Genomic DNA, 25057 nt, shown 5'->3' with positions numbered 1-25057 from the left:
ACGGCCGCCGCCGGTCCGCTCCGACGACCGGGGCGGGCCTGGGAGGCGTCAGCGCTGATCGTGGCCGGGGAGCAGGGCGCGGGTCGCCTCCCACCCCTCGACGGCGGGGTCGAGGGCGGCCAGGTCGGTCGGACCGCGCATCCGCCGCCACGCGGCGGTGACCGCCACGTCCCCGGGCAGCGGGGCGGCCCGGCGCACCTCGGCCGGGAGCGCGCTGTCCAGGTCGAGCTCGGGCAGCCACGGCGGCGCGGGCAGCCGGGACGCGAGGCCGAGCAGGCCGGGGCCGCCGCCCTGGGCAGGGGCGACGGCGACCGGGCGGGTGGTCAGCGGACGGAGCAGCTTGCCGACGATCAGGCCGGGCAGGTCCGGGGCGTCGGCGGCGACGACGGCAGCCTGGTCGTACCCGGTCAGCGCCGCCAGGACGGCGGTGCCGGTGGCGGCGGGAACCTCGTACACGGCCATGCCGGGCCAGATGACCGCCTCGGCCAGGGGCCGGTCCTCCGGGGTCGCCGCGATGGCGGTCTCCACCTCCTGGAGTGTGGCGAGCAGGTCCACCACGTCCTCGGCGAGCGCGGCACGCCACTCCGCCGGGTCGATCCCCGGAGGCGTCCACGCCACCGGTCCGAGCAACGCCACCACCACACGTCGGGCCACACACCGACCCTAGGCGCCCACGCAACCCCGCCGCCCGCCCGGGCCACCCGCAGCACCGGGCCGGCCGGGGCACCGGGCCGGCCGGGGCACCGGGCCGGCCGGGGCACCGGGCCGGCCGGGGCACCGGGCCGGCCGGGCGGGCCGCGACGCCATGTCGGCGACGTGGCGCGATCCTTTGCGCAGGACCGCGCTATGTCGCCGACATGCAGCCCCAGACCGGGCCGGAGGGCTGACACCTGGCCGGGCCGGAGCGCCGACGCTGGCCAGGCGGAGCACCGGGCGGCCGGCCCGGCGACGCCATGTCGGCGACATAGCGCGATCCTTTCCGCAAGACCGCGCCATGTCGCCGACATGCAGCCCCCGGTCGGAGCGAGCCGGGCAGGGCGGAGCGGGGCAGGGCGGAGCAGGGCAAGGCTGGGCGAGCCAGGCGGGGCGGGGCGGGGCGGGGCGAGCCAGGCAGGGTAGGGCCGAGCAGGCCGATCCGGGGCGGGCCGGCAGGGCGCGGGGGTAGCGGGGTCAGTCGCCGAGAGGGCTGCCGGAGGCGGCGGCCACGCCCTCCAGGTAGCCCCGGGCGCGCTCCGCCTTCGGGTAGCGCCCGACCAGAGCCCAGAACCGGGCGTTGTGGCTGGGCACGATGAGGTGGGCCAGCTCGTGCAGCAGGACGTAGTCGATCACCCAGTCGGGCATGTCCTGGATCCGGTGCGAGATGCGGATGGTCCGGTCGGCGGGGGTGCAGGAGCCCCAGCGACCGTTCTGGTTGGTCACCCAACGGACGCTCACGGGGATCGCCCGGTCGCCGTACTCGGCCAGGTAGAGCCCTCGGAGGCGGGTGGCACGGCCGAACAGGTCGTCGTCGGAGCGGGCGAAGCGCCCCTCCCGCGCCGCCAGCCGGGCCAGCATCCGGTCGACCCACTCGCTCTCCTCCGCGCGGGAGAACTGGTCGGGGATCAGCACCACGACCCGCTCACCGTCGCGGTAGGCGGACACCGTGCGTCGACGGCGCTGGCTGCGCCGTACCTCGACGACCGGATGCCGCGCCCCTGCCATCAGCGGGCCGCGCAACCTCGGTTTGCTGTCACGAAGGAAAGCTAATGGGTAACAACCAGGGGTCCGCAAGGGTCAACACCCTCGCGCGCGCCCGGAAAGTCATGGTTGGTGGGAGAGCGTCCCGAAAAAAAACCTTGCGGACCGTCACTGAGACGCTGCGTGATGGTCATGGCGATCGTGGGCCGGGCGCGGGCGGCGCGACCCTCACCGTAGGTGATCACCGGGCGGTCCGCCGCCTCTCGGGGAGACACACCCCTGGGCGATCTGAGCAGTTTCATCCGGCGTGTCCCCGCCAAACTGACTTATCCGACGTTATTCGCCATGCACACTCTCGACGTCGACTTGCTCACAGTGGCGAAGCACGGCTGACATGGAACCGCCCGGACCTGGGTAGGGTCCGCGAACCAGCGGTCACGAGGGTGGCCGTGGAGAACACCCAGCGCTGGCGCCCCGCGTGGCCCGCGCCGGGCAACCCGCCGGGACCGGATTGACCCGGCGGACGAGACGAGGAGGGCACCGTGGCCGATCAGGCCCAGACCTACAACGGATACTGCGTCAAGTGCAAGGAGAAGCGGGACTTCGAGGGGCGCGTCGAGGTCTCGAAGACCGGCATGAACATGGCCAAGGGCAAGTGCCCGGTCTGCGGCACAACAGTGAACCGCATCCTGGGCAAGGCGAAGGTCTGACCCGTACGGGTCGGCAAACGGGGGAGGGCGGCCGTGGCCGCCCTCCCCCGTTCGCTTGGGCGCTGCGCGTACTGTCGGCTGGGCGACAGGGTTACCGGCCGGTTGTGGACAACCCGGCGAAGGCTGTGGACAGCCCAGCGCAGGGCGGTACCCACCTGTGGACAACGATCGACGGACAGCAGGGATTCGGTCACTATTCGTTGCCATGACCCGTACCGTGTCGCCCCGCCCCACCCTCCTGCCCGGCCTGACCCGCCTCTGGCGGGACCGGCACACCCTCCAGCTCGGGATCGAGCCCGGCCGGGCCGTCCTCGTCGAGGTGGCCAACCCGCGTGCCGTGCGGGTGCTGGACCTGCTCGACGGCACCCGTAGCGAACGCCTCGTCCTCGCCCACGCGGCCGGGGACGACGTGCCCCGGGAGGAGGCGCGCGGGCTCCTCGACGCGTTGCGCGGCGCCGGGCTGGTCGTACCCGCGCACACCCTGCTCCCCCGCGACCTCGCCGGCCCGGCGCGGCAGCGACTCACCGCGGAGGCCGGGGCGCTGGCCCTGGCCGCGTCCGCGCTGCCCGGCACCCCGGCCCAGGTGCTGCGCCGCCGCCGCGACGCGCGGGTGCTGGTCACCGGTCCCGGCCGGCTCGGGGCGGCGGTCACCGTCGCGCTGGCTCAGGCCGGGGTCGGGCACGTGCACCCCGACCTGGCCGGGCCGGTGCGCCCGGCCGACCTGGTCGGCACCGGGCTGGCCGCCGCCGACCTGGGCCGCCCGCTCGCCGCCGCCGCCCGGGACGCGGTGGACCGGTCGGCCCCCGGCACCGCCACCCGTCCACTGCGCGGCGGCCGACCCGACCTCGTGCTCCAGCTCGGGATCGACCGCCCGGCGGCGCTGCTCGCGGCCGGCTTCGCCCAGCGCCGTCAGCCGCACCTGCTGCTCACCCTGCGGGAGGGGGTGCCGACGGTCGGCCCGCTGGTCCGCCCGCCGGCCGGGCCCTGCCTGCGCTGCCTCGACCTGCACCGGGCGGACCGGGACCCGGCCTGGCCCGCGCTCGCCGCCCAGCTCGCCACCGACGCCCCCGGCCAGTCCTGCGGCACGGCCACCCTGCTCGCCGCGGTGGGGTACGCCGCCGCGGAGGCGCTGGCCCACCTGGACGGCGGCACCCCGGAGACCCCCGGCTGCGCGGTGGAGGTGAGCGGCCCCGGCCGGCTGCGCCGCCGGACCTGGTCGCCCCACCCGTCCTGCCCGTGCGCCGGGCGGGGCCGATGACCGGCGCGCCGCCGCGCGAGCAATCCGGGACAAGGAGGCCGCACACCGGGCGGGGCCGGTGACCGGCGCGCCCCCACGCGAGCGATCCGGGCGAGGAGGCCGCACGCCGGGGGAGGCCGAACCGGCGCGCCGGCGCGCGAGCAATCCGGGCAAGGAGGCTGATTCGGGCGCGGGACGGCCACGATCCGGGCCCGGGCGGGTCCGGCCCGGCAGCGAAGCAGCCGCAGGGCCGCCGAGTCGGTAACAATGGCCGGGTGACCGACATCCCGCGCCGGGCCGTGTCCCGGACCGCCAAGCTCGCCGCTCTGCCGCTCGGCTTCGCCGGCCGGACCGTCCTCGGCATGGGCAAGCGCGTCACCGGGTTGGCGTCCGACGTCATCTCCGCCGAGATCCAGCAGCGCACCGCCGAGCAACTGTTCAGCGTGCTGGGCCAGCTCAAGGGCGGGGCGATGAAGTTCGGCCAGGCGTTGTCGGTCTTCGAGGCGGCCCTGCCGGAGGAGATCGCCGCCCCCTACCGGCAGGCCCTCACCAAGCTCCAGGAGGCGGCCCCGCCGCTGCCCGTGGCCACCGTGCACCGGGTGCTCGCCGAGCAGCTCGGCCCGGGCTGGCGGGACCACTTCGACTCCTTCGACGACTCCCCGGCCGCCGCGGCCAGCATCGGCCAAGTGCACCGGGCGGTATGGCGGGACCCGGACGGCGGCCCGCCGCGCGACGCGGCCGTCAAGATCCAGTACCCGGGGGCCGGGGAGGCGCTGCTCGCCGACCTCCGGCAGCTCTCCCGGCTGAGCGGCATGTTCCGGGCGATCCAGCCGGGGCTCGACGTCAAGCCGCTGCTGGCCGAGCTGCGGGAGCGGATCACCGAGGAGCTGGACTACGAGCTGGAGGCCGAGTCGCAGCGGGCCTTCGCCGCCGCGTACGCCGACGACGAGGAGATCTTCGTCCCGGCGGTGCTCGCCGCGACCCCCCGGGTGCTGGTCACCGAGTGGGTCGTGGGCACCCCGCTGGCCGACATCATCCGGGAGGGCACCCGGGAGCAGCGCGACGAGGCGGGGCGGCTCATGGCGATCCTGCACCTCTCCGCGCCGGCCCGGGCCGGCCTGCTGCACGCCGACCCGCACCCGGGCAACTTCCGGCTGCTGCCGGACGGCCGGCTCGGCGTGATCGACTTCGGCGGGGTGGCCCGGATGCCGGAGGGTACGCCCGAGCCGATCGGGCGACTGGCCGCGCTGGCGTTGCGCGGCGAGGCGGACGCCGTGGTCGACGGGCTGCGCCGGGAGGGCTTCATCAGCGCCACCGAGCCGATCGACGCCCAGGCCGTGCTGGACTTCCTCCGGCCGATGCTGGCCCCCATCGCCGAGGAGCGGTTCCGCTTCACCCGGGCCTGGCTGCGGGCCGAGGCGACCCGGCTGGCCAGCCCGCGCTCACCCGCGTACCAGCTCAGCCGGCAGCTCAACCTGCCGCCGTCGTACCTGATGATCCACCGGGTGACGCTCGGCTCGATCGGTGTGCTCTGCCAGCTGGAGGCCGAGGCGCCGTACCGGTCGATCCTGGAGCGCTGGCTGCCGGGCTTCGCCCCGGTGGGGTGACCCGACGACGAGGGGCGGGGCGGCCGGCCGGCCGCCCCGCCCCTCGCGGTTCGTGATCGGTTACAGGACGCCCAGGTCGCGGGCCGACTGGGAGCGGCCGTTCATCGCGACGGTACGGGCGGTGCGGGTTGCCTCAGTGCTCGTGGTGGTGCGACCGGCCTGAGGCCGGGGCATTCGGGCCCGGGACAACGCTTCGTTCAGTAGTTGCATCTCGACGATTCCGTTCGGCATGTGCAGCATGTTCTCGGCTCTCTCTGGTTTTACCGGGCCGGTTCGGCACCGGCGGGTCGTGCGGATCGGGGGTCAGGCAGCCAGCCGGACGGTGGTACGCGACCGGGACAGCCCACTGGCCTCCAGGCGCGCCTCGGCCTCGACCTTCAGCGCGGCGTCACGCGCGACGTCCTCCTTGCGCGGGCGGCCCCGGGGCCGCTTGCGCGGGACGACCGCGCCACGCTCGAAGATCTCGCCGCCCCAGACGCCCCAGGGCTCGGCCCGCTCGACCGCGCCGGCGAGGCACTCGACGCGCAGCGGGCAGTCCCCGCAGAGCGACTTGGCCAGCTCGAGCTCGGCGGGCGAGTCGGAGAACCACAGGTCGGGGTCGAACTTCCGGCAGGGCAGGTTCGCCTCCAGCTCGACGCTCACGTCGAGGGGGGCCAACGCCAGACTCATCTCCCGGTCACCTCTCTCTCACTTCGATCTCGTGGATCGGATTTCCGACGTACTTCGGCGGGGCAAAAATTTGAGGCCGCGGATCCCGGTAGCGGGTTCCGCGGCCTCGAGGTGAGCCGGTGGTCTGGTGATCAGACCGGTCTACCTCGAGGTGGAACGCCGCGGGCATCCGTGCGCTTGACAGCGCCGGCGATGCCCATGCCCGTGAAGCCACTGCTCCCGTTGACTCCGGTGAGCGGCACGGCGGTCGGGTTCAGCTCGGCCTGAGCCCGAACCTGGTGCGCCTGCGAAGCCGAGGGCCGAGCGGCCAGGGCCACCCGGACGGCCGACAGCGGGGCGACGGCAGCGGACAGCGCCGCCGGACGCTCATAGGTGTAGATCTCCATTGGTGCCACCTCCCTGACGTGCCTCGAAGTTGACCGGGCCTGCACCCCGGCTGAGCAGCCCGAATGGTGCCGCTCCCCGAGGTGTGCCATGAGGCTATTCCTCGTCCCGGGGCGAGAGCAAACGAATTTACGACTCGATTTCCAAAGTTTTCTCAGAGCAGACTTCCTCGACCGCCGCGCCCGCCACGAGGGCCAGCACCGGCTCCCCGTAGAGGCCGAGCTTGCGGGGGCCGATGCCGGCGATCGCGATCAGCTCCTCGGGCCGGGCGGGCCGCCGTTCCGCCAGCGCGGTGAGGGTGGCGTCGGTGAAGACCACGTACGCGGGGACCTTCTGCGCGGCGGCCACCCGGGCCCGCCAGTCGCGCAGCCGCTCGTGCAGGTCCTCGTCGATGTCGGAGGGGCAGGTCGGGCAGCGGCCGAGCTTGCGGTCCGGGCCGGCGAGCAGGGTCGCGCCGCAGATCCGGCACGAGACGATTTGAGTGCGGCGGCGCTCGACCCGGCGGGCCGCCGGACCTGCGCCCGAACCGGCCCGCTCCGTGCCGCCGCCGGAGCGGTCGAGCTGGGGCAGGAAGCGCGACGGCCGCCGGGACCGTCCGCCCGGCGAGCGGGCCACCGCGTACGACAGCCAGAGCCACTCCCGCGCCCGGGTGATCCCGACGTAGAGCAGCCGGCGCTCCTCCTCGACCTGCTCGGCCGTCTTCGCGTACGTGGTGGGGAGGGTGCCCTCGGAGAGCCCGACGAGGAAGACGGCGTCCCACTCCAGGCCCTTCGCCGAGTGCAGCGACGCCAGGGTCACCCCCTCGACGGTGGGCACGTGCTGCTGGGCGGCCCGGCGGGCCAGCTCGTCGTTGAAGTCGGCCAGCGTCGCCGGCCGCTCCACGGCGGCACCCTCCCCGATCGACAGCTCTGCCAGTCTTTCGCTCGCGACTGCGGGGCTCGCAAGCTCACTCCTCGCGCTCGCCGGCGGTGAGGCCGCGAACTCCTCCGCGAGCTGCACCAGGGCGGCCAGGGCCTCCCAGCGTTCCCGGGCCGCGCCGCCGGCCGGGGCGGCGTCCGGGGCCCAGCCGACCGCCGCCAGGCCCTCGACCACGGCGTCCCGCAGCGGGGTATCGCCGGGGACCGAGCGGGTGGCCGCCCGCAGCGCGACCATCGCCTGCCGCACCTCGGCGCGCTCGAAGAACCGCTCCGCGCCCTGGACCGCGTACGGCACCTCGGCCTCGGTGAGCGCCTTCTCGTACGCCTCGGACTGGGCGTTCGTGCGGAACAACACGGCGATCTCGCGGGCCGGGGTGCCGGCGGTAACCAGGGCCCGGCAGCGGGCCGCCACGGCGGTGGCCTCGGCCGGCTCGTCGGTGAAGATCCTCAACTCCGGCTCGGGGCCCGGCGGGCGCTGGCCGCTCAGCTCCAGCCGCAGCCGCGCCTCGGCGCCCCGGGCCTGGGAGATCACCGCGTTGGCCAGCCCCACCACCTGCGGGGTGGAGCGGTAGTCCCGGACCAGCCGGACCACGGTGGCGGCGCGGTGCCGACGCGGGAAGTCCACCAGGTACGCCGAGGTGGCCCCGGTGAACGAGTAGATCGTCTGGCTGGCGTCGCCGACCACGGTCAGGTCGTCCCGGCCGCCCAGCCACGCCTCCAGCAGCCGCTGCTGCAACGGGTTGACGTCCTGGTACTCGTCGACCACGAAGTGCCGGTACTGGCTGCGCACCTGCTCGGCGACGTCCGGGTGCTCCTCGATGCCCCAGACCGCGGCGCGCAGCATGTCCTCGAAGTCGATCACACCGTTGGCCCGCTTGAGCCGCTCGTACGCGGTGAAGACCTCGGCCACCTTCGCCGGCTCGTACGGGGTGTCCCGTAGCGCCTTGGCCGCCGCGACCACGTACTCCCCGGGCTCGACCAGGGACGACTTGGCCCACTCGATCTCGCCGGCCAGGTCCCGGGCGGTGGCCCGGTCGGCCCGCAGGCCCACCCGGGCGGCGGCGAGCGTGACGACCCGCGCCTTGCTGTCCAGCAGCTCCGGCATGGCCCGCCCCTGCAACAGCCGGGGGGCGAAGTACCGCACCTGGCGCAGCGCGGCGGCGTGGAAGGTCCGCGCCTGCACTCCGGAGACCCCCAGCGCGGTGAGCCGGGCGCGCATCTCGGCGGCGGCGCGAGCGGTGAAGGTGACCGCGAGCACGTGCCGGGCGGAGATGTCCCCGGTGAGCGCGCGGTGGGCGATCCGGGAGGTCACCGCGCGGGTCTTGCCGGTGCCGGCGCCGGCCAGGATGCAGACCGGGCCGGCCGGGGCGGTCACCGCCGAGCGCTGCTCCGGGTCCAGCCCGGCGAGCACCCGTTCGGACGCGCGGTGATCCCCCACAGGGAGGAATCATCTCAGCTCGCCCTGGCGTTGCAACGGTTAGCCTGGCCTGACCCGGACGGGCAGAAGATCTTGGAGGACCTGATCATGTTGACGATGTACTCGACCCCGTGGTGCGGCTACTGCCACCGGCTCAAGTCGCAGCTCGACCGGGAGGGCATCGCGTACCAGGTGGTCGACATCGAGCAGGACCCGGCGGCGGCGGACTTCGTGATGAGCGTCAACGGCGGCAACCAGACCGTCCCGACGCTGCGCTTCGCCGACGGCAGCGCCCTGACCAACCCGTCGATCACCCAGGTCAAGCAGCACCTCGCCGCGCTCCCCTCCTGACCCCTCCCCAGGGCGGGGCCCGCGCAGTTTCCCGGAAAGAGTGGTCATTCCACGTGGAATGGCCACTCTTTCCGCGTATTCGCGGGCACGGCGGGAGTGGTGAGCGCGCCGGGGGCGGCGGGCGCGCCCGGGGCGACGGGGGCGGGCGTGGGAGCGGGGGCGGGTGGCTGGCGGGGGTGGGGGATGCGGAGCGTGAGCGGCGGGGTGGCGGGCGTGGCGGGGGCCGGGTGGTGGCGGCCCCGCCAGAGGAAGAGACCCGCCGCCGTGGTGGTCAGGCCGACCAGCGCGAACAGCAGCCGGTAGTCGAACACGCCGACGAGCAGCGCGCCCGCCCCGATGGAGAGCGCCTGCGGGGCGCTGACCAGGGCCTCCGACGCCGCCGCCACCCGGCCGAGCAGTCCCGCCGGGGTGCTCCGCTGGATCAGCGTGTTGAGGCCCACCGTGATCAGCGGGAGGGAGAGCCCCGCCAGCAGCAGCGCCGCGGTGCCGAGCCAGAGATTCGGGTACGCCAGGGCGAGCGCGGCCGGCCCGAACAGGACCACTCCGGCGGCCAGGGTGCCGACCTCCCCGACGCGGCGCACCACCGAGGCCGAGAGCAGCCCGCCGACGAGCCCACCCACGCCCTGCACCGCCACCAGCACGCCGACGAAGGCGGCGTCGCGGCGCAGGCCCAGGTCGACGTACGCGAAGATCAGCGACTCGGTGAAGCCCATCACCAGCGAGCCGAGCCCGTAGCCGAGCAGCGCCCGGCGCAGCGCCGGGGTGCCGGCCAGGTGGCGCAGCCCGGCTCCCAGCTCGGCCGACCAGCGCAGCCCGGTCCCTGCGGCGGGGGCGCCGGGCGCGCGCAGCGGGGCGACGACGGCGGCGGCCACGACGAACCCGGTCATCGCCAGCGCGGTGAGCAGCCAGCCGCCGACGGCGGCGTAGAGCGCGGCCCCGGCCAGCGGCCCGCCCAGCCGCAGTCCCTGGCGCACGGTCTGGAGCGCCCCGTTGGCCTCGGCGAGCAGCTCGACGGGGACCAGGTCCCGGATCAGCCCGGCCAGCGTGGCGTTCAACGTCAGGTACGACAGCCCGTAGAGGCCGGCCACCACGTAGATGAGCCAGACGTCGTCGCTGCCGGAGACGGTGAACAGCGGCGTGAGCAGGAGCGCCGTGGCGAGGTTCACGGCGACGAAGAAGCGCCGCCGGGGGTAGCGGTCGACCGCCCAGCCGACCAGCGGCGCGAGGACCATCGGGGCGATGATCGCGAAGATCGTCGCCCCGGCCAGCCCGTCCGAGCCGGTCAGGTCCTTCACCCAGATCGCGAGGGCGAGCAGCAGGATCGACTCGGCGGCCATGCTGGCCAGCAGCGCGCCGAACAGCAGGCGGAAGTCGGGGCGGCTCAGGACGGTGCGCATCGGGCTCCTCATTTCTGCGAGACACGCCCCGCCGGAAGCCTCCGGCGTCGGTCGCGCCGTCCATACTGACCGTGGGGTGCGATTTTCATACAGTTACCGTCGCGTCTCGCGACGGTCGACGGAGAAGAGGACACCGTGCCTCCTGCCGGACCCAGCCCATTGATGAGGCGCCGCCGGTTGGGCGTCGAGCTGCGAAAACTGCGCGAGGCCGCCAACCTCACCGGGGACCAGGTGATCACCCGGGTCGGCTGGGCCTCCGCGTCCAAACTGTCCCGACTGGAGAATGGCCGCAGCCGTCCCGACCCGGAGGACGTCTCGGCCCTGCTCGACCTCTACGGGGCCGACGAGGCGCAGCGCGACGAGCTCCTCGGCATCACCGACGAGGCCGGCGACATGCGGGGCTGGCTGCGGAAGTACCCGGTGATGACCCGGCAGCAGCGCGGCTTCGCCGAGCTGGAGGCGGGTTGCGCCGAGATCCTGGAATACCATCCGGTCCTGGTCCCGGGGCTGTTGCAGACCCCCAGGTACGCCCGGCTGCGGATCGTCTCGGCCCACCGGGTCGAGTCCTGCGGAGGCGAGCCGGAGCACGGCGAGACGCCGGACGACGAGGTGGCCGCCCGGGTGGCCCGCCAGTCGCTGCTGAGCCGCGAGGACGGGCCGCGTTACACGGCGGTGCTGGAGGACGCGGCGTGGAGCCGCCGGGCGGGTCCGCCCGACGTGCTGCGCGAGCAGCTCGCCCAGCTCTGCGAGCTGGCCGAGCTGCCCAACGTCACCCTGCACGTGTTGCCGGCCGACGCCCCGGTCGGCGACTGGTACCTCCCACCGACGGCGTTCTCGATCTACCGGTTCGCCGACCCGCTCGACCCGGAGACGCTGGCCATCGAAGGTGGCTTCACCAACGTCATGTCGAGCGAGGTAAACACCCTAAATGCCTATAAAGTGACCTTCGAGTGGTTGCGCTCGGCGGCGCTCTCCGCGACGGACACCCTCTCCTGGCTCTACGAGGCGGCGGGGCGGCTGACCGAGGCGGCAGGCCCGTCCGCGGCGGCCCGAGGGGCGGCAAAGGCGCCGGCCCAACGCCGCCGGCACTCCGGACGCCTCACGGATCGGTGATCCGCCGACGGCTCCGTCCGGGGCGCGGCGCCACCCGTCCCGTCGGAGCAGTCCAGTCAGGAGCAGACCATGCACGAGATCCACGACACGCCGTCCGCGCTCGCCCGGCAGCTCGCCGGCGCCCCGTGGCGGACCAGCACCCGCAGCCAGACCTCCAACTGCGTGGAGGTGGCCCCCCTCGGCGGCGGCCCGGCGGCGGTCGCCCTGCGTGACAGCAAGGACCGGGGCGGCCCCGTGCTGCTGTTCGAGCGGGCCGGCTGGCAGGGGTTCATCGCCGGGACAAAGAGAGGTCAGTTCGACCTGAGCTGATCCGGTGACCGGTCGGGGCCGTCGGCGCAACGCCGGCGGCCCCGACGTGCGTGCCCAGAGGCCCGCCGAGCAGGTGTCATCCGATCGGGGGACACGCCGAACCAATCGGCGGGTTTCACTTGCTGGGACGCCGCCCGGGCGTAGCATGTCGACAGAGTGACGTGGAACTTCCACTGAGTACCGTCCGTCACGGCCGCACCCGGAGACACCATGCGTTTCCTGATCGTTCGCACCGACATCCGCGCCGCCGCCGACATCGACATCGCGGCCGCCTGGGCCGGCGGCGGGCGGCTGCGCGACGAGACCACCGCCCCCGAGCCGCGCCGCCAGGTGGTGCACGCCGAGGACCGGGAGGCCGCCCTGCTGCTGGCCCGCGCCCTGTCCTGCGTGGGGGCGGTCCGCTACGGCCGGCAGCGGGTCAAGGTGCTGCCGCTCGACGACTCCGCTCCCCACCCCGGCGGTCCCGACGCCGGGGGCTGAGGGCAGACGTCCGTCCTTGCCGGACCGGCTCCCCGCCGTTCCCGCCGCGTCCAACCAGGACGGCCCGTGTTCCCGGCCCGGCACCGTCGCGGCAACGGCGGTCCCGGGCCGGGGCCGCGTCCACCCGCTTCAGGCCGCGTCCACCCCCTGCGGGGCCACGCCCACCCTCCGCGCGACCGCGCGACGCCCCGGTCAGCAGTGGCCGTCGAGCCAGCGGTGGATCAGGAAGAGCGCGATCGACGACGGCGGGGGCAGGGCCAGCGTGTGCCCCTCCCCCACCTCGACCGGCCGCCCGGCCAGCGCCGCGCCGATCTCCCGCCGGGTGAACCAGCGGGCGTGGGCGATCTCGGCCGGGTCCGTCCGCACCGGCTGCTCCGGGTCGGCGACGGCGAGGAAGCCGAGCATCAGCGAGCCGGGGAACGGCCAGGACTGGCTGCCCGCGTACGCGATCTGTTCGACGCCGACGCCGACCTCCTCGCCGACCTCGCGCAGCACGGCGGCCTCCGCCGACTCGCCCGGCTCGACGAAGCCGGCGAAGCAGGAGTAGCGGCGCGCTTCGGCGTCCCGGGGCCAGGCGGCGTTGTTGCCGAGCAGGCAGCGCCCCTCCGGGCCGGCCGCCCCGTCGTGCACCAGCACGATCATGGCCGGGTCGGTGCGCGGCCAGGCCCGGTCCCCGCCCGGGTCGACGCGGGACCAGCCCGCCTCGTCCACCCGCGTCGGCTCGCCGGTGGCCGAGGAGTAGCCGTGCCGGACGTGCCAGTTGGTCAGCGCCAGCGCGGTGGTGAAGATGCCGGCGTCCCGGTCGGTCAGCAGGTGGCCGACCTCCAGCAGGCGCACCGCCCGCGCGCCGGACAGGTCGGGCAGCACGCCGTCCACCGCGAAGACGGGCACGTCGTCCGGCTCGACGCCGAGGAACATCGGAACCGAACGGGGCACCTCGGGCAGCTCCCCGGAGCCGACCAACACCAGCTCCGGCGGGTTGCCCTCGCCCCGCACCAGGGCCCGGCCGTCGCTCTCCGAGTCGAGCACCAGCACCCGGGCCCGCTCCCACGCCTCGGCGAGCCACTGCGGGTCGGTGCGCCGGAAGGCCGCCCGGTCCAGCAGGGAGCGCGCCAGCGGCGGGGCGGCCTCGCCGCGCCCGCCACCGGCCGGTCCGGCGGCGGCGGTCACGGGCGGGCCGGCTCGGTGCGGACCGGGCCCAGGGCGCTCAGCGCGGGCGCGATCCGCTCGGCGTCGCCGAGCACCACGGTGACCGCGCCCGCCGGGGCCAGGTAGCGCCGGGCCACCTCGGCCACGTCGTCGACGCCGGCCTTCGCCAGCCGGGCAGCGTACTCGGCCAGGAAGTCCAGGCGCAGGCCGCTGCCGGCGTACGCGCTGGTCAGCGACGCCAGCCCGGCCTGGGTGGACATGCCGAGCTGGAGGGTGCCGAGGGCGTACTGGCGGGCCTGCTCCAGCTCCTCCGGCTTCGGGGGCACGGTGGCCAGCCGGCCCAGCTCGTACGTCGTCTCCAGCAGCGCCGGGCCGGTGACCTCGGTGGCCACCTCGGCGGCGGCGATCAGCACCGACCCGGCGACCGAGTGCTCGACCAGCGAGTGCGGCCCGTACGTGTAGCCCTTGTCCTCGCGGATGTTCTCCACCCAGCGGGAGGAGAAGTAGCCGCCGAAGATCAGGTTGGCCAGTTGCAGCGCGGCGTGGTCCGGGTGGGTGCGCGGCACCGCCGGCAGCGCCACGCGCAGCGACGACTGGACCGACCCGGGCCGGTCGACCAGCAGCAGCGGGCCGGGCTCCAGCGGCGGGGCGGGCGGCAGCTCGCCGGTGCGACCGGCGCCGGTCCAGCCCGACAGCGCCTTCTCGGCGGCGTCCAGCGCCCGCTCCGGCTGCACGTCGCCGACCAGCACCAGCACGGCGTCGCCCGGATGCACCCGCTCGGCGTGCAGCTTCCGCAGCGCCGCCGGGCGGACCGCCCGGACCTGCTCCGGCTCCGGGGTCTGCGCCGCGTACGGGTGCGTGCCGTAGATCCGCCGCAGCATGGCGGTGCGGGCCAGGTGGGCCGGCTGGCTCTGCGCCACCTGGATGCGGTCGACCAGCCGGTCCCGCTCGGTGGCGACCTCCCCGTTCGGGTAGGTGGCCCCGGTCAGCACGTCGGCCATGATCTCCAGCATCCGGTCCAGCCCGGTGACCAGGCTCGCGCCGGAGAGCATCAGCCGGTCCGGGTCGATGCCGGCGGAGAGCCCGCCGCCCACCGCCTGGAGCTCGGCGGCGATCCGCACGCTCGTCATCGACTCCGTGCCGGAGAGCATGGTCTGGGCGAGCATCGTGCCCCGCGCCAGGTGGGTCCGCCCGGTGGGCATCCACAGCCGCAGCTCCACCAGGGGTACGGCCGGCCGGCGCACCGCGATGACGGTGAGCCCGTTGCCGAGCCGCCGCTCGGCCTGCTTCGGCACCTTGAGCCGGCGGTTCGGGCCGAGCGGCGGCACCGGTCGCGGTTGCACGGTCACCGTCATCTCGCCTCTCTCCGTCTCACTCATCGGCCGGCCCCCGGGACGACCTCGACCGACGCGCGGCGCTGGGGTCGCAGGGTGGCGGCGGCGGCGCGGACCTGCTCGTCGGTGACCTCGCCGACCAGCCGGGGCAGCTCGTTGAGCAGGCCCGGCTCGCCGCGCTGCTGCTCCAGCACCGCCATCCGCAGGGCCCGGCCGAGCACGGCGTCGGTGTCGCGCAGCAGGTGGGTGGCCATCCGGGCCTGGGTGCGGGCCAGTTCGCCGTCGGTCGGGCCGTCGGTGGCGAGCCGGTCCAGTTCCTCGTCCACCGTGCGCAGCACCCTGTCCACGTCCCCGCCGGGCGGCAGGTGCGCCTGGAGCAGCAGGGCGGTGGGGTCGCGCACGTCGAACGGGTCGCCCATGAAGCCCACGTACCCGCCGAGGCTGGTGACCGTCCGGTCCCGCTGGACCAGCCGCTCGACCAGCCGGGACGCGTCGCCGTCGGTGAGCACCTCGGCGAGCACCACGTACGGCAGGTAGTTGGCGAAGTCGGTGACCGGGTCGGGCACCCGCCAGGCGGCGGCCACGGCGGGCAGCGGGGCCAGCGCGTCCGTGTACCGCTCACGCCGCTCGGCGGTCAGGTCGGGCTCGGCGAAGTCGGGGCGGTCGGGGGCGGGGCGGGCCGGCACGTCGCCGAAGTGCCGCTCGACCAGCTCCGTCGCCTCGGCCACGTCGATGTCGCCGCTGACCGCGAGCACGGCGTTGCCGCTGGCGTAGTAACGGCGGAAGAAGTCGGCCGCGTCGGCGACGGTGGCCGACTCCAGGTCGTCGAAGGAGCCGTAGCCGTCGTGCGCGTTCGGGAACGTGTCGAACATGACCGGCGGCAGGGTCAGCCAGGGGAACCCGCCGTACGGCCGGCTCAGCACGTTGACCCGGATCTCCTCCTTGACCACGTCGACCTGGTTGCGCAGGTTCTCCTCGGTCAGCCGGGGGCCGCGCATCCGGTCGGCCTCCAGGAACAGCGCCCGCTCCAGGGCGTTGCTCGGCAGGGTCTCGAAGTAGTCGGTGTAGTCGTGGTGGGTGGAGCCGTTGAAGGTGCCGCCCGCCCCCTGCACGTGCCGGAAGTGGGCCAGCTTCTCCAGGTTCTCCGAGCCCTGGAACATCAGGTGCTCGAAGAGGTGGGCGAAGCCGGTGCGCCCCTCCGGCTCGGAGCGGATGCCGACGTCGTACACGACCGCCACCCCGATCACCGGGGCGCTGCGGTCGGGCGTGAGGACCACCCGCAGGCCGTTGTCGAGGGTGAACCGCTCGACCGGGTACTTCGTCGCTGGAATTCTCGATCTCCGCGCCGCCACGGGTCGACCCTAGCGCGTCGCCGCCGCCGGCAGCGGCGACCTCCCGCAGGCGGGTCAGGCCACCGGGACCGGCACCGCCGCGCCGACCCGGGGCAGCACCTCCGCGCCGACCCGTTCGGCCTCCTCGCGGTGCGGCCAGCCGGAGAGGACGAACTCGTCGACGCCGAGCGCGGCGTACTCGTCGATGCGGGCCGCGACCTCGGCGTAGCTGCCGACGAGCGCGGTGCCGGCGCCCTCGCGGACCAGGCCGACGCCGGCCCACAGGTTCGGGGCGACGGTCAGCCCGTCGGCGCTGCCGCCGTGCAGGGCGGCCATCCGGGCCTGGCCGACGGAGTCCATGCGGGCGAAGCGCGCCTGGGCGGCGGCGATCCGCTCGGGGCTCATCCCGGCCAGCAGCCGGTCCGTCTCCGCCCACGCCTCGGCCGCGGTGGGCCGGGCGATGACGTGCAGCCGGATCCCGGTGCGCAGGGTCCGCCCCCGGCGCGCGGCCAGGGCGCGGACCCGGGCCACCCGGGCGGCGACGGCGGCCGGCGGCTCGCCCCACATGAGGTAGGTGTCGGCCTGCTCGGCGGCGACCGCCTCGGCGGCCGGGGAGGCGCCGCCGAAGTAGAGCGGGGGCGGGGCGGCGAGCGGGGCGGCCAGGCCGCCGCCGGTGACCCGGTAGTGCTCGCCGGCGAAGTCGAACGGCCCGCCCCGCCAGGCCCGGCGCAGCACCTGGAGGAACTCCCGGGTGCGCGCGTAGCGGGCGTCGTGGTCCAGGAAGTCCCCGTACGCCCGCTGCTCGGCCGGGTCGCCGCCGGTGACGACGTTGAGCGCGAGCCGCCCGCCGGAGACCGCCTGGAACGCCTCGGCCTGCTGGGCGATGAGGGTGGGCAGCGCGAACCCGGCCCGCACGGCGACCAGCATCCCGATCCGGTCGGTGCGCTGGGCGACCGCGGCGCAGACGATCCACGGGTCGGGGCAGCCGGAGCCGACGGGGGTGAGCAGGGCGGCGAACCCGGCCGCCTCGGCGGCCCGGGCCACCTCGGCGAGGTAGTCGACGGTGGCGGCCCGGTCGTGGCGGGCCGCGCCGGCGGTGACCGTGGCGGCACCGACCTGACGCCCGTCGCCGGAGGTGGGAAGGAACCAGTGGAATGACACGCCGACCGCCTCTCGTAGCGCTCGCCGACCGGGCGAGAGCTGCCGGAGAACCTACCAAGAAGGTAGGAAAACCGGGAATAATAACGAGCGCGAATCCCGCGATGTGGACGCTCCTTGACGCCGCCCGCAAGCGCCGCCACTGTTCCTACCAACTAAGTAGGAATACTGCGGATTGGATAGACGATGAGACGGCTCCCCTTCCGTCGGACGGCCTCCCTGGCCGCCCTCGCCGCGGTGGGCGTGGCGACCCTGGGCCTCACCGCCGCCTGCGGCGAGGACGACGCGGGATCGGGCAGCTCCGGCCCGGTGACGCTGCGGCTGGGCTACTTCCCCAACATCACCCACGCCCCGGCCGTCGTCGGGGTGGAGAAGGGCATCTTCGCCGAGAAGCTCGGCGACAGCGCCAAGCTGGAGACGAAGACCTTCAACGCCGGCCCGGCCGCCATCGAGGCGATCTTCTCCGGCGCGCTCGACGCCACGTACATCGGGCCGAACCCGACGGTGAACGCCCACTCCAAGTCCAAGGGCGAGGCGGTCCGGGTCGTCTCCGGCGCGGCGTCCGGCGGCGTCGCGCTCGTGGTCAAGCCCGGCATCACCTCGGTCGAGCAGCTCAAGGGCAAGAAGATCGCCACCCCGCAGCTCGGCAACACGCAGGACGTGGCGCTGCGCTACTGGCTCAAGGAGAAGGGCCTGACCGCCACGAAGGAGGGCGGCGGCGACGTCAAGGTGATCCCCCAGGAGAACGCGCAGACCATCGAGACCTTCAACAGCGGGGCGGTCGACGGCGCGTGGGTGCCCGAGCCGTTCGTCTCCCGGCTGGTCAACGCCGGCGGCAAGGTACTCGTCGACGAGCGCGACCTGTGGCCGAACAAGCAGTTCGTCATCACCAACCTGATCGTCTCCACCAAGTTCCTCAAGGCCCACCCCGACGTGGTGCGCAAGCTGGTCGAGGGGCAGGTCGCGGCCAACGAGTTCGTCAACACCCGGGCCGACGAGTCCCACCAGGCCATCTCGGACCACATCGGCAAGCTCACCGGCAAGCCGCTGGACGTGAAGCTGATCAAGCAGGCGTGGCCGACGCTGCTGTTCACCAACGACCCGATCGCCTCGTCGCTGAAGACCGGCCTCGACCACGCCGTCGCCGTCGAGCTGACCCAGCCGGTCAGCCTGGACGGCCTCTACGACCTGACGTACCTCAACGGGGTGCTCAAGGCGCAGGGCAAGCCCGAGGTCGCCCAACCATGACGTCGACCACGACGACACCGCGCGGCGCGACCGGCTCGGTCGCGCTGCGCGGCGTGACCAAGGTGTACGGGCAGGGCGAGAACGCCGTCCTAGCCCTGGACGGGGTCACCCTCGACGTCGCCCCCGGCGAGTTCGTCTGCCTCGTCGGCGCCTCCGGCTGCGGCAAGAGCACCCTGCTCAACCTGGTGGCCGGCCTGGACCGGGTCAGCGGCGGGCAGATCGAGCTCGGCGACGGGGTCAACCCGGGGCTGATGTTCCAGGAGTCCGCCCTGTTCCCCTGGCTCACCGTCGAGGGCAACGTCGACGTGCCGCTCAAGCTGCGCCGGCTCCCCCGGGCCCAGCGCCGGGAGCGCATCGCCGAGCTGCTGCGCACGGTGCACCTGGCCGACTTCGGGCGCAAGCGACCGCACCAGCTCTCCGGCGGGATGCGGCAGCGGGTCGCGCTGGCCCGCACCCTCGCCCTGGACACCCCGGTGCTGCTGATGGACGAGCCGTTCGGCGCGCTCGACGCGATGACCCGGGACATCCTGCACGACGAGCTGGAGCGGATCTGGGCCGAGCGCAAGCTCACCGTGCTCTTCGTGACCCACAACGTCCGGGAGGCGGCGCGGCTGGCCGACCGGATCATCCTGCTCTCCAGCCGGCCCGGCCGGATCATCTACTCCACCCGGGTCGACGTGCCCCGGCCGCGACGCATCGACTCCCCGGAGATCGCGTCCATCGCCGGCGAGGTCACCGACCGGCTCCGTACGGAGGTGGGCCGCCATGGCCAGTGACACCCTCGCCGGCCGCGCCGACGCCGAGATCTCCGGGCTCGACGCGCTGGAGATCGCGGGGCAGCAGAAGACGACCAGCCGCGCCGCGACGATCTGGGCGGCGACCTGGCCCAAGCTGGCCGCGCTCGCCATCGCCGTCGCCGCCTGGCAGGCGGTGGTGTGGGCCGAGGTCTGGCCGCCGTACTCGCTGCCCGGCCCCGGCACCGTCGGCCGGGAGCTGCTGCGCCAGGCCGGCGCGCCGCAGCTCTGGGACGGGCTGGCGACCACCCTGCGCCGCGCGGCGCTCGGGTACGTCTTCTCCGTCGGCGTCGGCCTGCTGCTCGGGCTCGCCGTCGCCCGGTTCCGGGTGCTCCGGGCGGCCATCGGCTCGATGATCACCGCGTTGCAGACGATGCCGTCGATCGCCTGGTTCCCGCTGGCGATCCTGCTGTTCGAGCTGAGCGAGAAGGCGATCTTCTTCGTCGTGGTGCTCGGCGCGGCCCCGTCCATCGCCAACGGCGTGATCAGCGGCGTCGACTACGTGCCGCCGCTGCTGCAACGGGCCGGGCGCAACCTCGGCGCACGCGGGATGAACCTCTACCGGTACGTCATCGCGCCGGCCGCGCTGCCCGCCATCGTCGCCGGGCTCAAGCAGGGCTGGGCGTTCTCCTGGCGCAGCCTGATGGCCGGCGAGCTGATCGTGGTGGGCATCTCGCAGACCTCGCTCGGCGCGCAGCTCACGTACGCCCGGGAGCTGGCCGACGCGCCGTGGCTGCTCGCCACGATGATCGTGGTCCTCATCGTGGGGCTGGGCGTCGACACCGCGTTCGGGGCCGCGGACAAGGCGATCCGGCGGCGCTGGGGCGTGCTGGACCAGGCCGGGCAGTGACGTGTACGTCTCCGCGCGCAGCGACTACGCGCTCCGGGCCATGCTCGCCGTCGCCGCCGGTTGTACCGGGCCGGACGGGGACCACGCCGACCCCGCGCCGAGGGCGGGCAGCGGCGAGCCCGGCGGCGAGCTGGTCAAGGCGGCGGCGCTGGCCGAGAGCCAGTCCATCCCGCTGAGTTTCCTCCAGGGCATCCTGCTCGACCTGCGGCGGGCCGGGCTGCTGTTCAGCCACCGGGGCACCGACGGCGGCTACGCCCTGGCCCGGCCGGCCACCGAGATCAGCGTCGGCGACGTCCTCCGCGCGGTCGGCGGGTCGCTCACCTCGGTGCGCGGCCTGCCGGCGGAGGTCGCCGGCTACCACGGCGTGGCCACCGGCCTGCGCGACGTGTGGCTGGCGGTCGACGGGGCGATCGCCCTGGTGGTCGACCGGACGACCCTCGCCGACCTCCTCGCCGAGGACCGCTCCGTCCGCCGCTGAGCGGCGAGCCGGGTTGGCGGTCCGGCCACCCCCAGCGGGGAGCCGGAGCGTCGGGCCGGCCGCCGCCGAGCCGGACGTTCAGCCGGCGGACGGCTCCTCCGCCTCGGCGACCGTGCCGGTGAGGCCGACGTCGGCGCCGTCCGGGTTGTGCAGCCCCACCACCCCCGCGGGGGGCTGCCAGCTCCGGGCGGGACGCCACGGCGAGAAGGCCGCGACCGTGGCCAGCAGCAGCCCCGCGACCGCGACCGCCAGCACCATCAACAATTCGCGCAGCGCTCCCGACCCGGCATCGCCCGTCATCGTCTCGCCTCCCCCGACGGGCCGGTTCCCACCGGCCCGTTGTTCCCCCCAAGGCAAGCATCTTCCCCCAGGCGAGTGGGAACGGCCGGCGACCGGACCCGCGTCCGTCTGATTATCGACTCAGTCGGCGGGGTCGCGCACCCGTTCGACGCGCCCGGGCGGCCGGTCGGGGGAGCCGTCAGGCGGTGCGGGGGCGACGCGGGCGACGCGAGCGCCCCGAGGCGCGGTGGCCGGGGCGGCGACCCTCCGCTCCCGCCCCGTCCGCGGTCCCGGCGGCGCCGGCCGCGCGGGGCGCACCCCCGGTCGCGGGCGTGCCGTGGGCGGCGCCGGCGGCGCGGCCGGACCGCGCCCCCCGGCCCCCGGCGGGCCGCTCCTGCGCCGGCACGGCGATGGTCACCGGGACGCCGGACGGCTCCCGCGCGCCGGTGACCCGGGCCAGCGCCGCGTCGTCGCCGGGACGGACCTGGGTGGTCTGCGGCCGGATGCCGGCCGTGGACATCAGCCGGGACACCTCCCGGCGCTGCTCGGGCAGGACGAGGGTGACCACGGTCCCCGACTCGCCGGCCCGCGCGGTGCGCCCGCCCCGGTGCAGGTAGTCCTTCGCCTCGGTCGGCGGGTCGACGTTGACCACCATGTCGAGGCCGTCGACGTGGATGCCCCGGGCCGCCACGTCGGTGGCGACCAGCGCGGTGACCTGGCCGGTGCGGAACTGCTCCAGGATGCGGGTGCGCTGCGGCTGGGACTTGCCGCCGTGCAGGGCGGCGGCGCGCACGCCCTTGGCCAGCAGTTGGCGGGCCACCCGGTCGGCGCGGTGCTTGGTGCCCATGAACAGGATGGTGCGGCCCTCGCGGGCGGCGATCCGGGTCAAGGTGCCCGGCTTGTCCTCCGCGTCGACGTGCAGCACGTGGTGGGTCATCGCGGTCACCGTGGCGGTGCCCGGGTCGACGGAGTGCGACACCGGGTCGGTGAGGAACCGGCGGACGAGCCGGTCCACGCCGCCGTCCAGGGTGGCGGAGAAGAGCATCCGCTGGCCGTCGCCGGCCACCTGCTCCAGCAGCTTGGTGACCTGCGGGAGGAAGCCCATGTCGGCCATCTGGTCGGCCTCGTCCAGGACGGTCACGGCCACCTGGTCGAGCCGGGCGTCGCCCCGGTTGATCAGGTCGTGCAGCCGGCCGGGGGTGGCCACGACGACCTCCGCGCCGGAGCGCAGCGCGTCCGCCTGGCGTTGCAGCGACAGGCCGCCGACCACGGTGGCGACGCGCAGCCCGAGCACCCGAGCGTACGGGGCGAGCGCGGTGGTCACCTGCTGGGCCAGTTCCCGGGTCGGTACCAGCACCAGCGCCAGCGGACGCCCGGGGCGGGCCCGCCGGCCGGCGGTGCGGTGCAGCAGCGGCAGCCCGAAGGCGAGGGTCTTGCCCGATCCGGTCCGGCCCCGGCCGAGCACGTCCCGGCCGGCCAGCGAGTCCGGCAGCGTCGCCGCCTGGATCGGGAACGGCTCGGTGATGCCCTGGGCGGTCAGCTCGGCCAGCAGCGCCGGCGCCAGGCCCGTGGTGGAGAAAGAGGGAACGACGGTGGTCATGCAGAAGCCTTCCTCGACGCGGCACGTGTCGAGGAAGGGCGCCATGGGGGCGCTGTCGACCGGCGGACGCGTCCGCCGGGACTCACAAGCACGAACCGAAGATGGGTACGCGGCCGGCCCGCCGCCTCACGGGACGGGCCGGCCGCGTCGTCACGCCCGAAGGGCGCGACGGGTGCTACGAAGAGCGGTGTCGCCGAAGATCAGAGCGGGCGGATGTTCTCCGCCTGCGGGCCCTTCTGGCCCTGGGTGATCTCGAACTCGACCCGCTGGTTCTCGTCCAGGCTCCGGTAGCCGGAGGACTGGATCGCCGAGAAGTGGGCGAAGACGTCGGCGCCGCCGCCGTCCGGGGTGATGAAGCCGAAGCCCTTGTCAGCGTTGAACCACTTGACGGTGCCAATTGCCATGTGTTCTGTCTCCTTGACGGAACGTTCGGATCCGCACCTGTTGCGGACCCGAAGAGGGAGGAGTGGGCCGCGCCCGGTTTGCGCGGTCCACTTGTCGCTTCTGGTCGCCCCGCCCGGAGAACTCCGGACACAACAAAGAGCGCCTGGGGCCACAATCCCGCCAGGCGCACACAGAGTCTCTGGTAACCAAAACTGCAACCCCTGCAACCTACCACGGAAATCCGCCCGCCACCGCCGCCATGCCGGATTTCTCATCCGCGCGTCGGGCGCGGCGGGGCCTCCGGCACCCCCGTGATGAGCGCGGTGAGGCCGTCGGCGTCGAGCAGGTCCGCCGGGCGGACGGTCACGCCGTCGCGCACGTGGTAGAACGCCGCGCCCACCCGGTCGACCGGCACCCCGGCCAGCTCGGCCCAGGCCAGCCGGTAGACGGCGAGCTGCACCGCCGCCGCCTCGGCCTCCGCGCCGACCGGCTGCCGCCCGGTCTTCCAGTCGACCACGTCGAACCGGCCCCCCGGCCGGGCGAAGACCGCGTCCATCCGGCCGCGCACCACCAGCCCGGCGATCACCGTGGCGAACGGCACCTCCACCTCCACCGGCACCCGGTCGGCCCACTCGCCGGCCAGGAAGCGCGCCTGGAGTTCGGCCAGCGCCTCGTCGGGCGCGGCGTCGGCGTCGGCCGCCCCGGGCAGCTCGTCCACGTCGAGCAGCCGGTCCGCGCCGAACCGCTGCTCCAGCCAGGCGTGGAAGGCGGTGCCCCGCCGGGCGTACGGGTTCGGCGCGGCGGGCATCGGGCGGCGCAGGGCGCGGGCCAGCCCCTCGGGGTCGCGGCGCAGCGCCACGAGCTGGGTCACCGAGAGCTGCCCCGGCAGGCTGACCTCGACCGGGCCCGCCCCGGCGGCCAGCTCGGCCCGCTCGGCGAGGAGCAGGTCGGCCTCCCGCCGCCAGCGCGCCACCTCCGGGTCCACGGCCCCCGGCTCCACGGCTCCGGCCCCCGGCTCCGCCCCGTCCCCGGTTGGATCGGCGGCGGCCGGGTCGTCCCCGGTCGGGTCGTCCCCGGTCGGGTCGTCCCCGGCCGGGTCGTCGGCGGTCGGGTCGTCGGCGGTCGGATCGTCGGCGGTCGGATCGTCGGCGGTCGGATCGTCGGCGGCCGGGTCGTCGGCGGCGAGGAGGCGGCGGACCAGCGCCGCGGCCTCCGCCAGCGCCGGCCGCCGGCCGCCCAGCGGGTCGGCCGGCCATTCGGCCCGCAGCACCACCTCCGTGGTCGGGTTGGTGGCGTCCCCGGCCGGCTCCGGGGCCCAGCGGTCCACCAGGTGCCCGTCGCCGCCGTCGAGGCACGCGTCGTGCACCTCGCGCAGGAACACCGACGGCCCGCGCGGGCGCTTCGTGCCCTCCCCCCACCAGTACCCGGAGCAGAGCAGCAGCCGGCGCGGCCGGGTCACCGCCACGTACGCCAGCCGGCGCTCCTCCCGCTCGTCGTGCGCCCGCCAGGCGTCGGTGAACTCGGCCAGCGCCCGGGCCACCGCGCGCTGGTCGGCGGCGTCAACCAGGCCCAGCTCCGGCAGCCCGTCGGCGTCCCCGCGCAGCGGGAACGGCAGCACCCCCAGCCCGCCCAGCCAGTGGTCGGAGTTGCGCACCGCCCCCGGCCACCCGCCCCGGCTCAGGCCGGCGACGGCCACCACGTCCCACTCCAGGCCCTTCGCGGCGTGCGCGGTGAGGATCTGCACCGCGCCCTCCACCACCTCCACCTCGCCCGGGGCGAGGCCGCGCTCCTCGTCCTCGGCGGCGGCGAGGTAGGCCAGGAAGCCCGACAGGGTCGCCGCCGGGGACTCCCCGCTGAACCGGGCGGCCACGTCACCCAGGGCGTCCAGGTGGCCCCGGGCGAGGCCGGCGTCGCCCGTGCCGTCCCGGCCCGCCCGCACCGCCACCTCCACGTCCAGGCCGATCGTCCGCTCGACGTCCGCGATCAGCTCCGGCAGCGTCTGGTCCAGCCGGTAGCGGAGCAGGGCCAGCTCCTCCCCGTACGCGCGCAGCCGCGCGTGCCCCTCCGCCGAGTACGCCTGCGCCGGCCCGAGGTCGGCCAGCGCCTCCACGAGCGTGGCCTCGTCGAGCAGGTCCACGGCGATCTCCGGCCCCTCGTCGGCGGCGAGCCGGCGGCGCTGGGCGG

At 75.0% G+C, this 25057-nt stretch carries 25 protein-coding genes; 11 read left to right on the top strand and 14 right to left on the bottom strand.

Annotated features, from left to right (window positions below):
* Positions 1–48: 48 nt before the first annotated feature.
* Positions 49–654, bottom strand: coding sequence for a hypothetical protein (locus tag LPU43_RS13605; RefSeq protein WP_229400743.1), 606 nt, complete (start codon positions 652–654; stop codon positions 49–51).
* A gap of 516 nt (positions 655–1170) precedes the next feature.
* Positions 1171–1701, bottom strand: a complete 531-nt coding sequence (locus LPU43_RS13600; RefSeq protein ID WP_229400742.1) for a M48 metallopeptidase family protein — start codon at positions 1699–1701, stop codon at positions 1171–1173.
* 518 nt (positions 1702–2219) lie between these two features.
* Between LPU43_RS13600 and LPU43_RS13595 the strand changes: the two genes are divergently transcribed.
* From LPU43_RS13595 to LPU43_RS13585, 3 genes are all read left to right on the top strand, one after another.
* A complete protein-coding gene (locus tag LPU43_RS13595; protein WP_012014940.1) occupies positions 2220–2387 on the top strand; it encodes a DUF5679 domain-containing protein in 168 nt (55 codons plus the stop codon).
* Positions 2388–2592: 205 nt separating this feature from the next.
* Positions 2593–3645, top strand: a complete 1053-nt coding sequence (locus LPU43_RS13590) for a hypothetical protein (RefSeq protein ID WP_229400741.1) — start codon at positions 2593–2595, stop codon at positions 3643–3645.
* Positions 3646–3899: 254 nt separating this feature from the next.
* Positions 3900–5231: an ABC1 kinase family protein gene (locus LPU43_RS13585; RefSeq protein ID WP_229400740.1), complete on the top strand. Its 1332-nt coding sequence runs from the start codon at positions 3900–3902 to the stop codon at positions 5229–5231.
* Between the two features lie 303 nt (positions 5232–5534).
* On the opposite strand, the gene LPU43_RS13580 is transcribed toward LPU43_RS13585, so the two are convergent.
* The 3 genes from LPU43_RS13580 to LPU43_RS13570 form a co-directional block, all read right to left on the bottom strand.
* The gene (locus LPU43_RS13580) at positions 5535–5900 is read right to left on the bottom strand and encodes a WhiB family transcriptional regulator (RefSeq protein ID WP_229400739.1); all 366 of its coding nucleotides are present in this window, start codon (positions 5898–5900) and stop codon (positions 5535–5537) included.
* Positions 5901–6031: 131 nt separating this feature from the next.
* Positions 6032–6286 (bottom strand): hypothetical protein, encoded by a 255-nt coding sequence (locus LPU43_RS13575; protein WP_229400738.1) that lies wholly within the window; start codon positions 6284–6286, stop codon positions 6032–6034.
* Between the two features lie 127 nt (positions 6287–6413).
* Positions 6414–8639, bottom strand: a complete 2226-nt coding sequence (locus tag LPU43_RS13570) for an ATP-dependent DNA helicase UvrD2 (RefSeq protein WP_229400737.1) — start codon at positions 8637–8639, stop codon at positions 6414–6416.
* An 87-nt stretch (positions 8640–8726) separates the two neighbouring features.
* On the opposite strand from LPU43_RS13570, the gene LPU43_RS13565 reads away from it, so the two are divergent.
* A complete protein-coding gene (locus LPU43_RS13565) occupies positions 8727–8969 on the top strand; it encodes a mycoredoxin (RefSeq protein WP_229400769.1) in 243 nt (80 codons plus the stop codon).
* Between the two features lie 44 nt (positions 8970–9013).
* On the opposite strand, the gene LPU43_RS13560 is transcribed toward LPU43_RS13565, so the two are convergent.
* Entirely contained in the window at positions 9014–10366 is a 1353-nt protein-coding gene (locus tag LPU43_RS13560) for an MFS transporter (RefSeq protein WP_229400736.1), read from the bottom strand.
* A gap of 135 nt (positions 10367–10501) precedes the next feature.
* On the opposite strand from LPU43_RS13560, the gene LPU43_RS13555 reads away from it, so the two are divergent.
* From LPU43_RS13555 to LPU43_RS13545, 3 genes are all read left to right on the top strand, one after another.
* On the top strand, positions 10502–11479 hold the full coding sequence (locus LPU43_RS13555; RefSeq protein WP_229400735.1) for a helix-turn-helix domain-containing protein: 978 nt from the start codon (positions 10502–10504) through the stop codon (positions 11477–11479).
* Between the two features lie 69 nt (positions 11480–11548).
* On the top strand, positions 11549–11788 hold the full coding sequence (locus tag LPU43_RS13550) for a DUF397 domain-containing protein (protein ID WP_229400734.1): 240 nt from the start codon (positions 11549–11551) through the stop codon (positions 11786–11788).
* A gap of 210 nt (positions 11789–11998) precedes the next feature.
* Positions 11999–12268, top strand: a complete 270-nt coding sequence (locus LPU43_RS13545; RefSeq protein WP_229400733.1) for a hypothetical protein — start codon at positions 11999–12001, stop codon at positions 12266–12268.
* Positions 12269–12460: 192 nt separating this feature from the next.
* On the opposite strand, the gene nudC is transcribed toward LPU43_RS13545, so the two are convergent.
* Genes nudC through LPU43_RS13525 form a run of 4 tightly spaced genes read right to left on the bottom strand, consistent with a single transcriptional unit; the run spans position 12461 to position 17243 of the window.
* Positions 12461–13438, bottom strand: a complete 978-nt coding sequence (nudC, locus tag LPU43_RS13540) for an NAD(+) diphosphatase (RefSeq protein WP_229400732.1) — start codon at positions 13436–13438, stop codon at positions 12461–12463.
* Positions 13435–14772, bottom strand: coding sequence for a M16 family metallopeptidase (locus LPU43_RS13535; protein ID WP_373321703.1), 1338 nt, complete (start codon positions 14770–14772; stop codon positions 13435–13437). The genes nudC and LPU43_RS13535 overlap by 4 nt, the downstream gene beginning before the upstream one ends.
* Before the next feature lie 20 nt (positions 14773–14792).
* The gene (locus LPU43_RS13530; protein WP_229400731.1) at positions 14793–16103 is read right to left on the bottom strand and encodes a M16 family metallopeptidase; all 1311 of its coding nucleotides are present in this window, start codon (positions 16101–16103) and stop codon (positions 14793–14795) included.
* Between the two features lie 54 nt (positions 16104–16157).
* Positions 16158–17243, bottom strand: coding sequence for an LLM class flavin-dependent oxidoreductase (locus LPU43_RS13525; protein WP_229400730.1), 1086 nt, complete (start codon positions 17241–17243; stop codon positions 16158–16160).
* A 183-nt stretch (positions 17244–17426) separates the two neighbouring features.
* Here LPU43_RS13525 and LPU43_RS13520 point away from each other — a divergent pair, with 183 nt between their 5' ends.
* Genes LPU43_RS13520 through LPU43_RS13505 form a run of 4 tightly spaced genes read left to right on the top strand, consistent with a single transcriptional unit; the run spans position 17427 to position 20610 of the window.
* The gene (locus tag LPU43_RS13520) at positions 17427–18488 is read left to right on the top strand and encodes an ABC transporter substrate-binding protein (RefSeq protein ID WP_229400729.1); all 1062 of its coding nucleotides are present in this window, start codon (positions 17427–17429) and stop codon (positions 18486–18488) included.
* Positions 18485–19264, top strand: coding sequence for an ABC transporter ATP-binding protein (locus LPU43_RS13515; RefSeq protein WP_229400728.1), 780 nt, complete (start codon positions 18485–18487; stop codon positions 19262–19264). Before LPU43_RS13520 ends, LPU43_RS13515 begins: the two co-directional genes overlap by 4 nt.
* Positions 19254–20132 carry an ABC transporter permease gene (locus LPU43_RS13510; protein WP_229400727.1) on the top strand — a complete coding sequence of 293 codons (879 nt, stop codon included), beginning with the start codon at positions 19254–19256 and terminating at the stop codon, positions 20130–20132. The genes LPU43_RS13515 and LPU43_RS13510 overlap by 11 nt, the downstream gene beginning before the upstream one ends.
* Position 20133: 1 nt before the next feature.
* Positions 20134–20610 (top strand): RrF2 family transcriptional regulator, encoded by a 477-nt coding sequence (locus LPU43_RS13505; protein ID WP_229400726.1) that lies wholly within the window; start codon positions 20134–20136, stop codon positions 20608–20610.
* 78 nt (positions 20611–20688) lie between these two features.
* On the opposite strand, the gene LPU43_RS13500 is transcribed toward LPU43_RS13505, so the two are convergent.
* The 4 genes from LPU43_RS13500 to LPU43_RS13485 all read right to left on the bottom strand — a co-directional run.
* A complete protein-coding gene (locus tag LPU43_RS13500; protein ID WP_229400725.1) occupies positions 20689–20910 on the bottom strand; it encodes a hypothetical protein in 222 nt (73 codons plus the stop codon).
* 178 nt (positions 20911–21088) lie between these two features.
* Positions 21089–22489 (bottom strand): DEAD/DEAH box helicase, encoded by a 1401-nt coding sequence (locus LPU43_RS13495; protein ID WP_229400724.1) that lies wholly within the window; start codon positions 22487–22489, stop codon positions 21089–21091.
* Positions 22490–22689: 200 nt separating this feature from the next.
* Complete coding sequence (locus LPU43_RS13490) at positions 22690–22893, bottom strand: cold-shock protein (RefSeq protein ID WP_007072850.1); 204 nt, start codon at positions 22891–22893, stop codon at positions 22690–22692.
* A 251-nt stretch (positions 22894–23144) separates the two neighbouring features.
* Positions 23145–25057 (bottom strand): PD-(D/E)XK nuclease family protein (locus tag LPU43_RS13485; protein ID WP_229400723.1); only part of this gene is annotated, 1913 nt, incomplete at its 5' end.

The organism is Micromonospora okii (genome assembly GCF_020884795.1).
Taxonomy (GTDB): Bacteria; Actinomycetota; Actinomycetes; order Mycobacteriales; family Micromonosporaceae; genus Micromonospora; species Micromonospora okii.
This window is presented reverse-complemented; position numbering and strand designations above follow the sequence as displayed.

Excerpts from the sequence above, each read along its gene's own strand:
- LPU43_RS13600 (WP_229400742.1), bottom strand. The coding sequence starts at position 1,701 with ATGGCAGGGGCGCGGCATCCGGTCGTCGAGGTACGGCGCAGCCAGCGC.
- LPU43_RS13590 (WP_229400741.1), top strand. The coding sequence starts at position 2,593 with ATGACCCGTACCGTGTCGCCCCGCCCCACCCTCCTGCCCGGCCTGACC.
- LPU43_RS13580 (WP_229400739.1), bottom strand. The coding sequence starts at position 5,900 with ATGAGTCTGGCGTTGGCCCCCCTCGACGTGAGCGTCGAGCTGGAGGCG.
- LPU43_RS13575 (WP_229400738.1), bottom strand. The coding sequence starts at position 6,286 with ATGGAGATCTACACCTATGAGCGTCCGGCGGCGCTGTCCGCTGCCGTC.
- LPU43_RS13565 (WP_229400769.1), top strand. The coding sequence starts at position 8,727 with ATGTTGACGATGTACTCGACCCCGTGGTGCGGCTACTGCCACCGGCTC.
- LPU43_RS13560 (WP_229400736.1), bottom strand. The coding sequence starts at position 10,366 with ATGCGCACCGTCCTGAGCCGCCCCGACTTCCGCCTGCTGTTCGGCGCG.
- LPU43_RS13550 (WP_229400734.1), top strand. The coding sequence starts at position 11,549 with ATGCACGAGATCCACGACACGCCGTCCGCGCTCGCCCGGCAGCTCGCC.
- LPU43_RS13545 (WP_229400733.1), top strand. The coding sequence starts at position 11,999 with ATGCGTTTCCTGATCGTTCGCACCGACATCCGCGCCGCCGCCGACATC.
- LPU43_RS13535 (WP_373321703.1), bottom strand. The coding sequence starts at position 14,772 with ATGACGGTGACCGTGCAACCGCGACCGGTGCCGCCGCTCGGCCCGAAC.
- LPU43_RS13520 (WP_229400729.1), top strand. The coding sequence starts at position 17,427 with ATGAGACGGCTCCCCTTCCGTCGGACGGCCTCCCTGGCCGCCCTCGCC.
- LPU43_RS13515 (WP_229400728.1), top strand. The coding sequence starts at position 18,485 with ATGACGTCGACCACGACGACACCGCGCGGCGCGACCGGCTCGGTCGCG.
- LPU43_RS13510 (WP_229400727.1), top strand. The coding sequence starts at position 19,254 with ATGGCCAGTGACACCCTCGCCGGCCGCGCCGACGCCGAGATCTCCGGG.
- LPU43_RS13500 (WP_229400725.1), bottom strand. The coding sequence starts at position 20,910 with ATGACGGGCGATGCCGGGTCGGGAGCGCTGCGCGAATTGTTGATGGTG.
- LPU43_RS13495 (WP_229400724.1), bottom strand. The coding sequence starts at position 22,489 with ATGACCACCGTCGTTCCCTCTTTCTCCACCACGGGCCTGGCGCCGGCG.
- LPU43_RS13490 (WP_007072850.1), bottom strand. The coding sequence starts at position 22,893 with ATGGCAATTGGCACCGTCAAGTGGTTCAACGCTGACAAGGGCTTCGGC.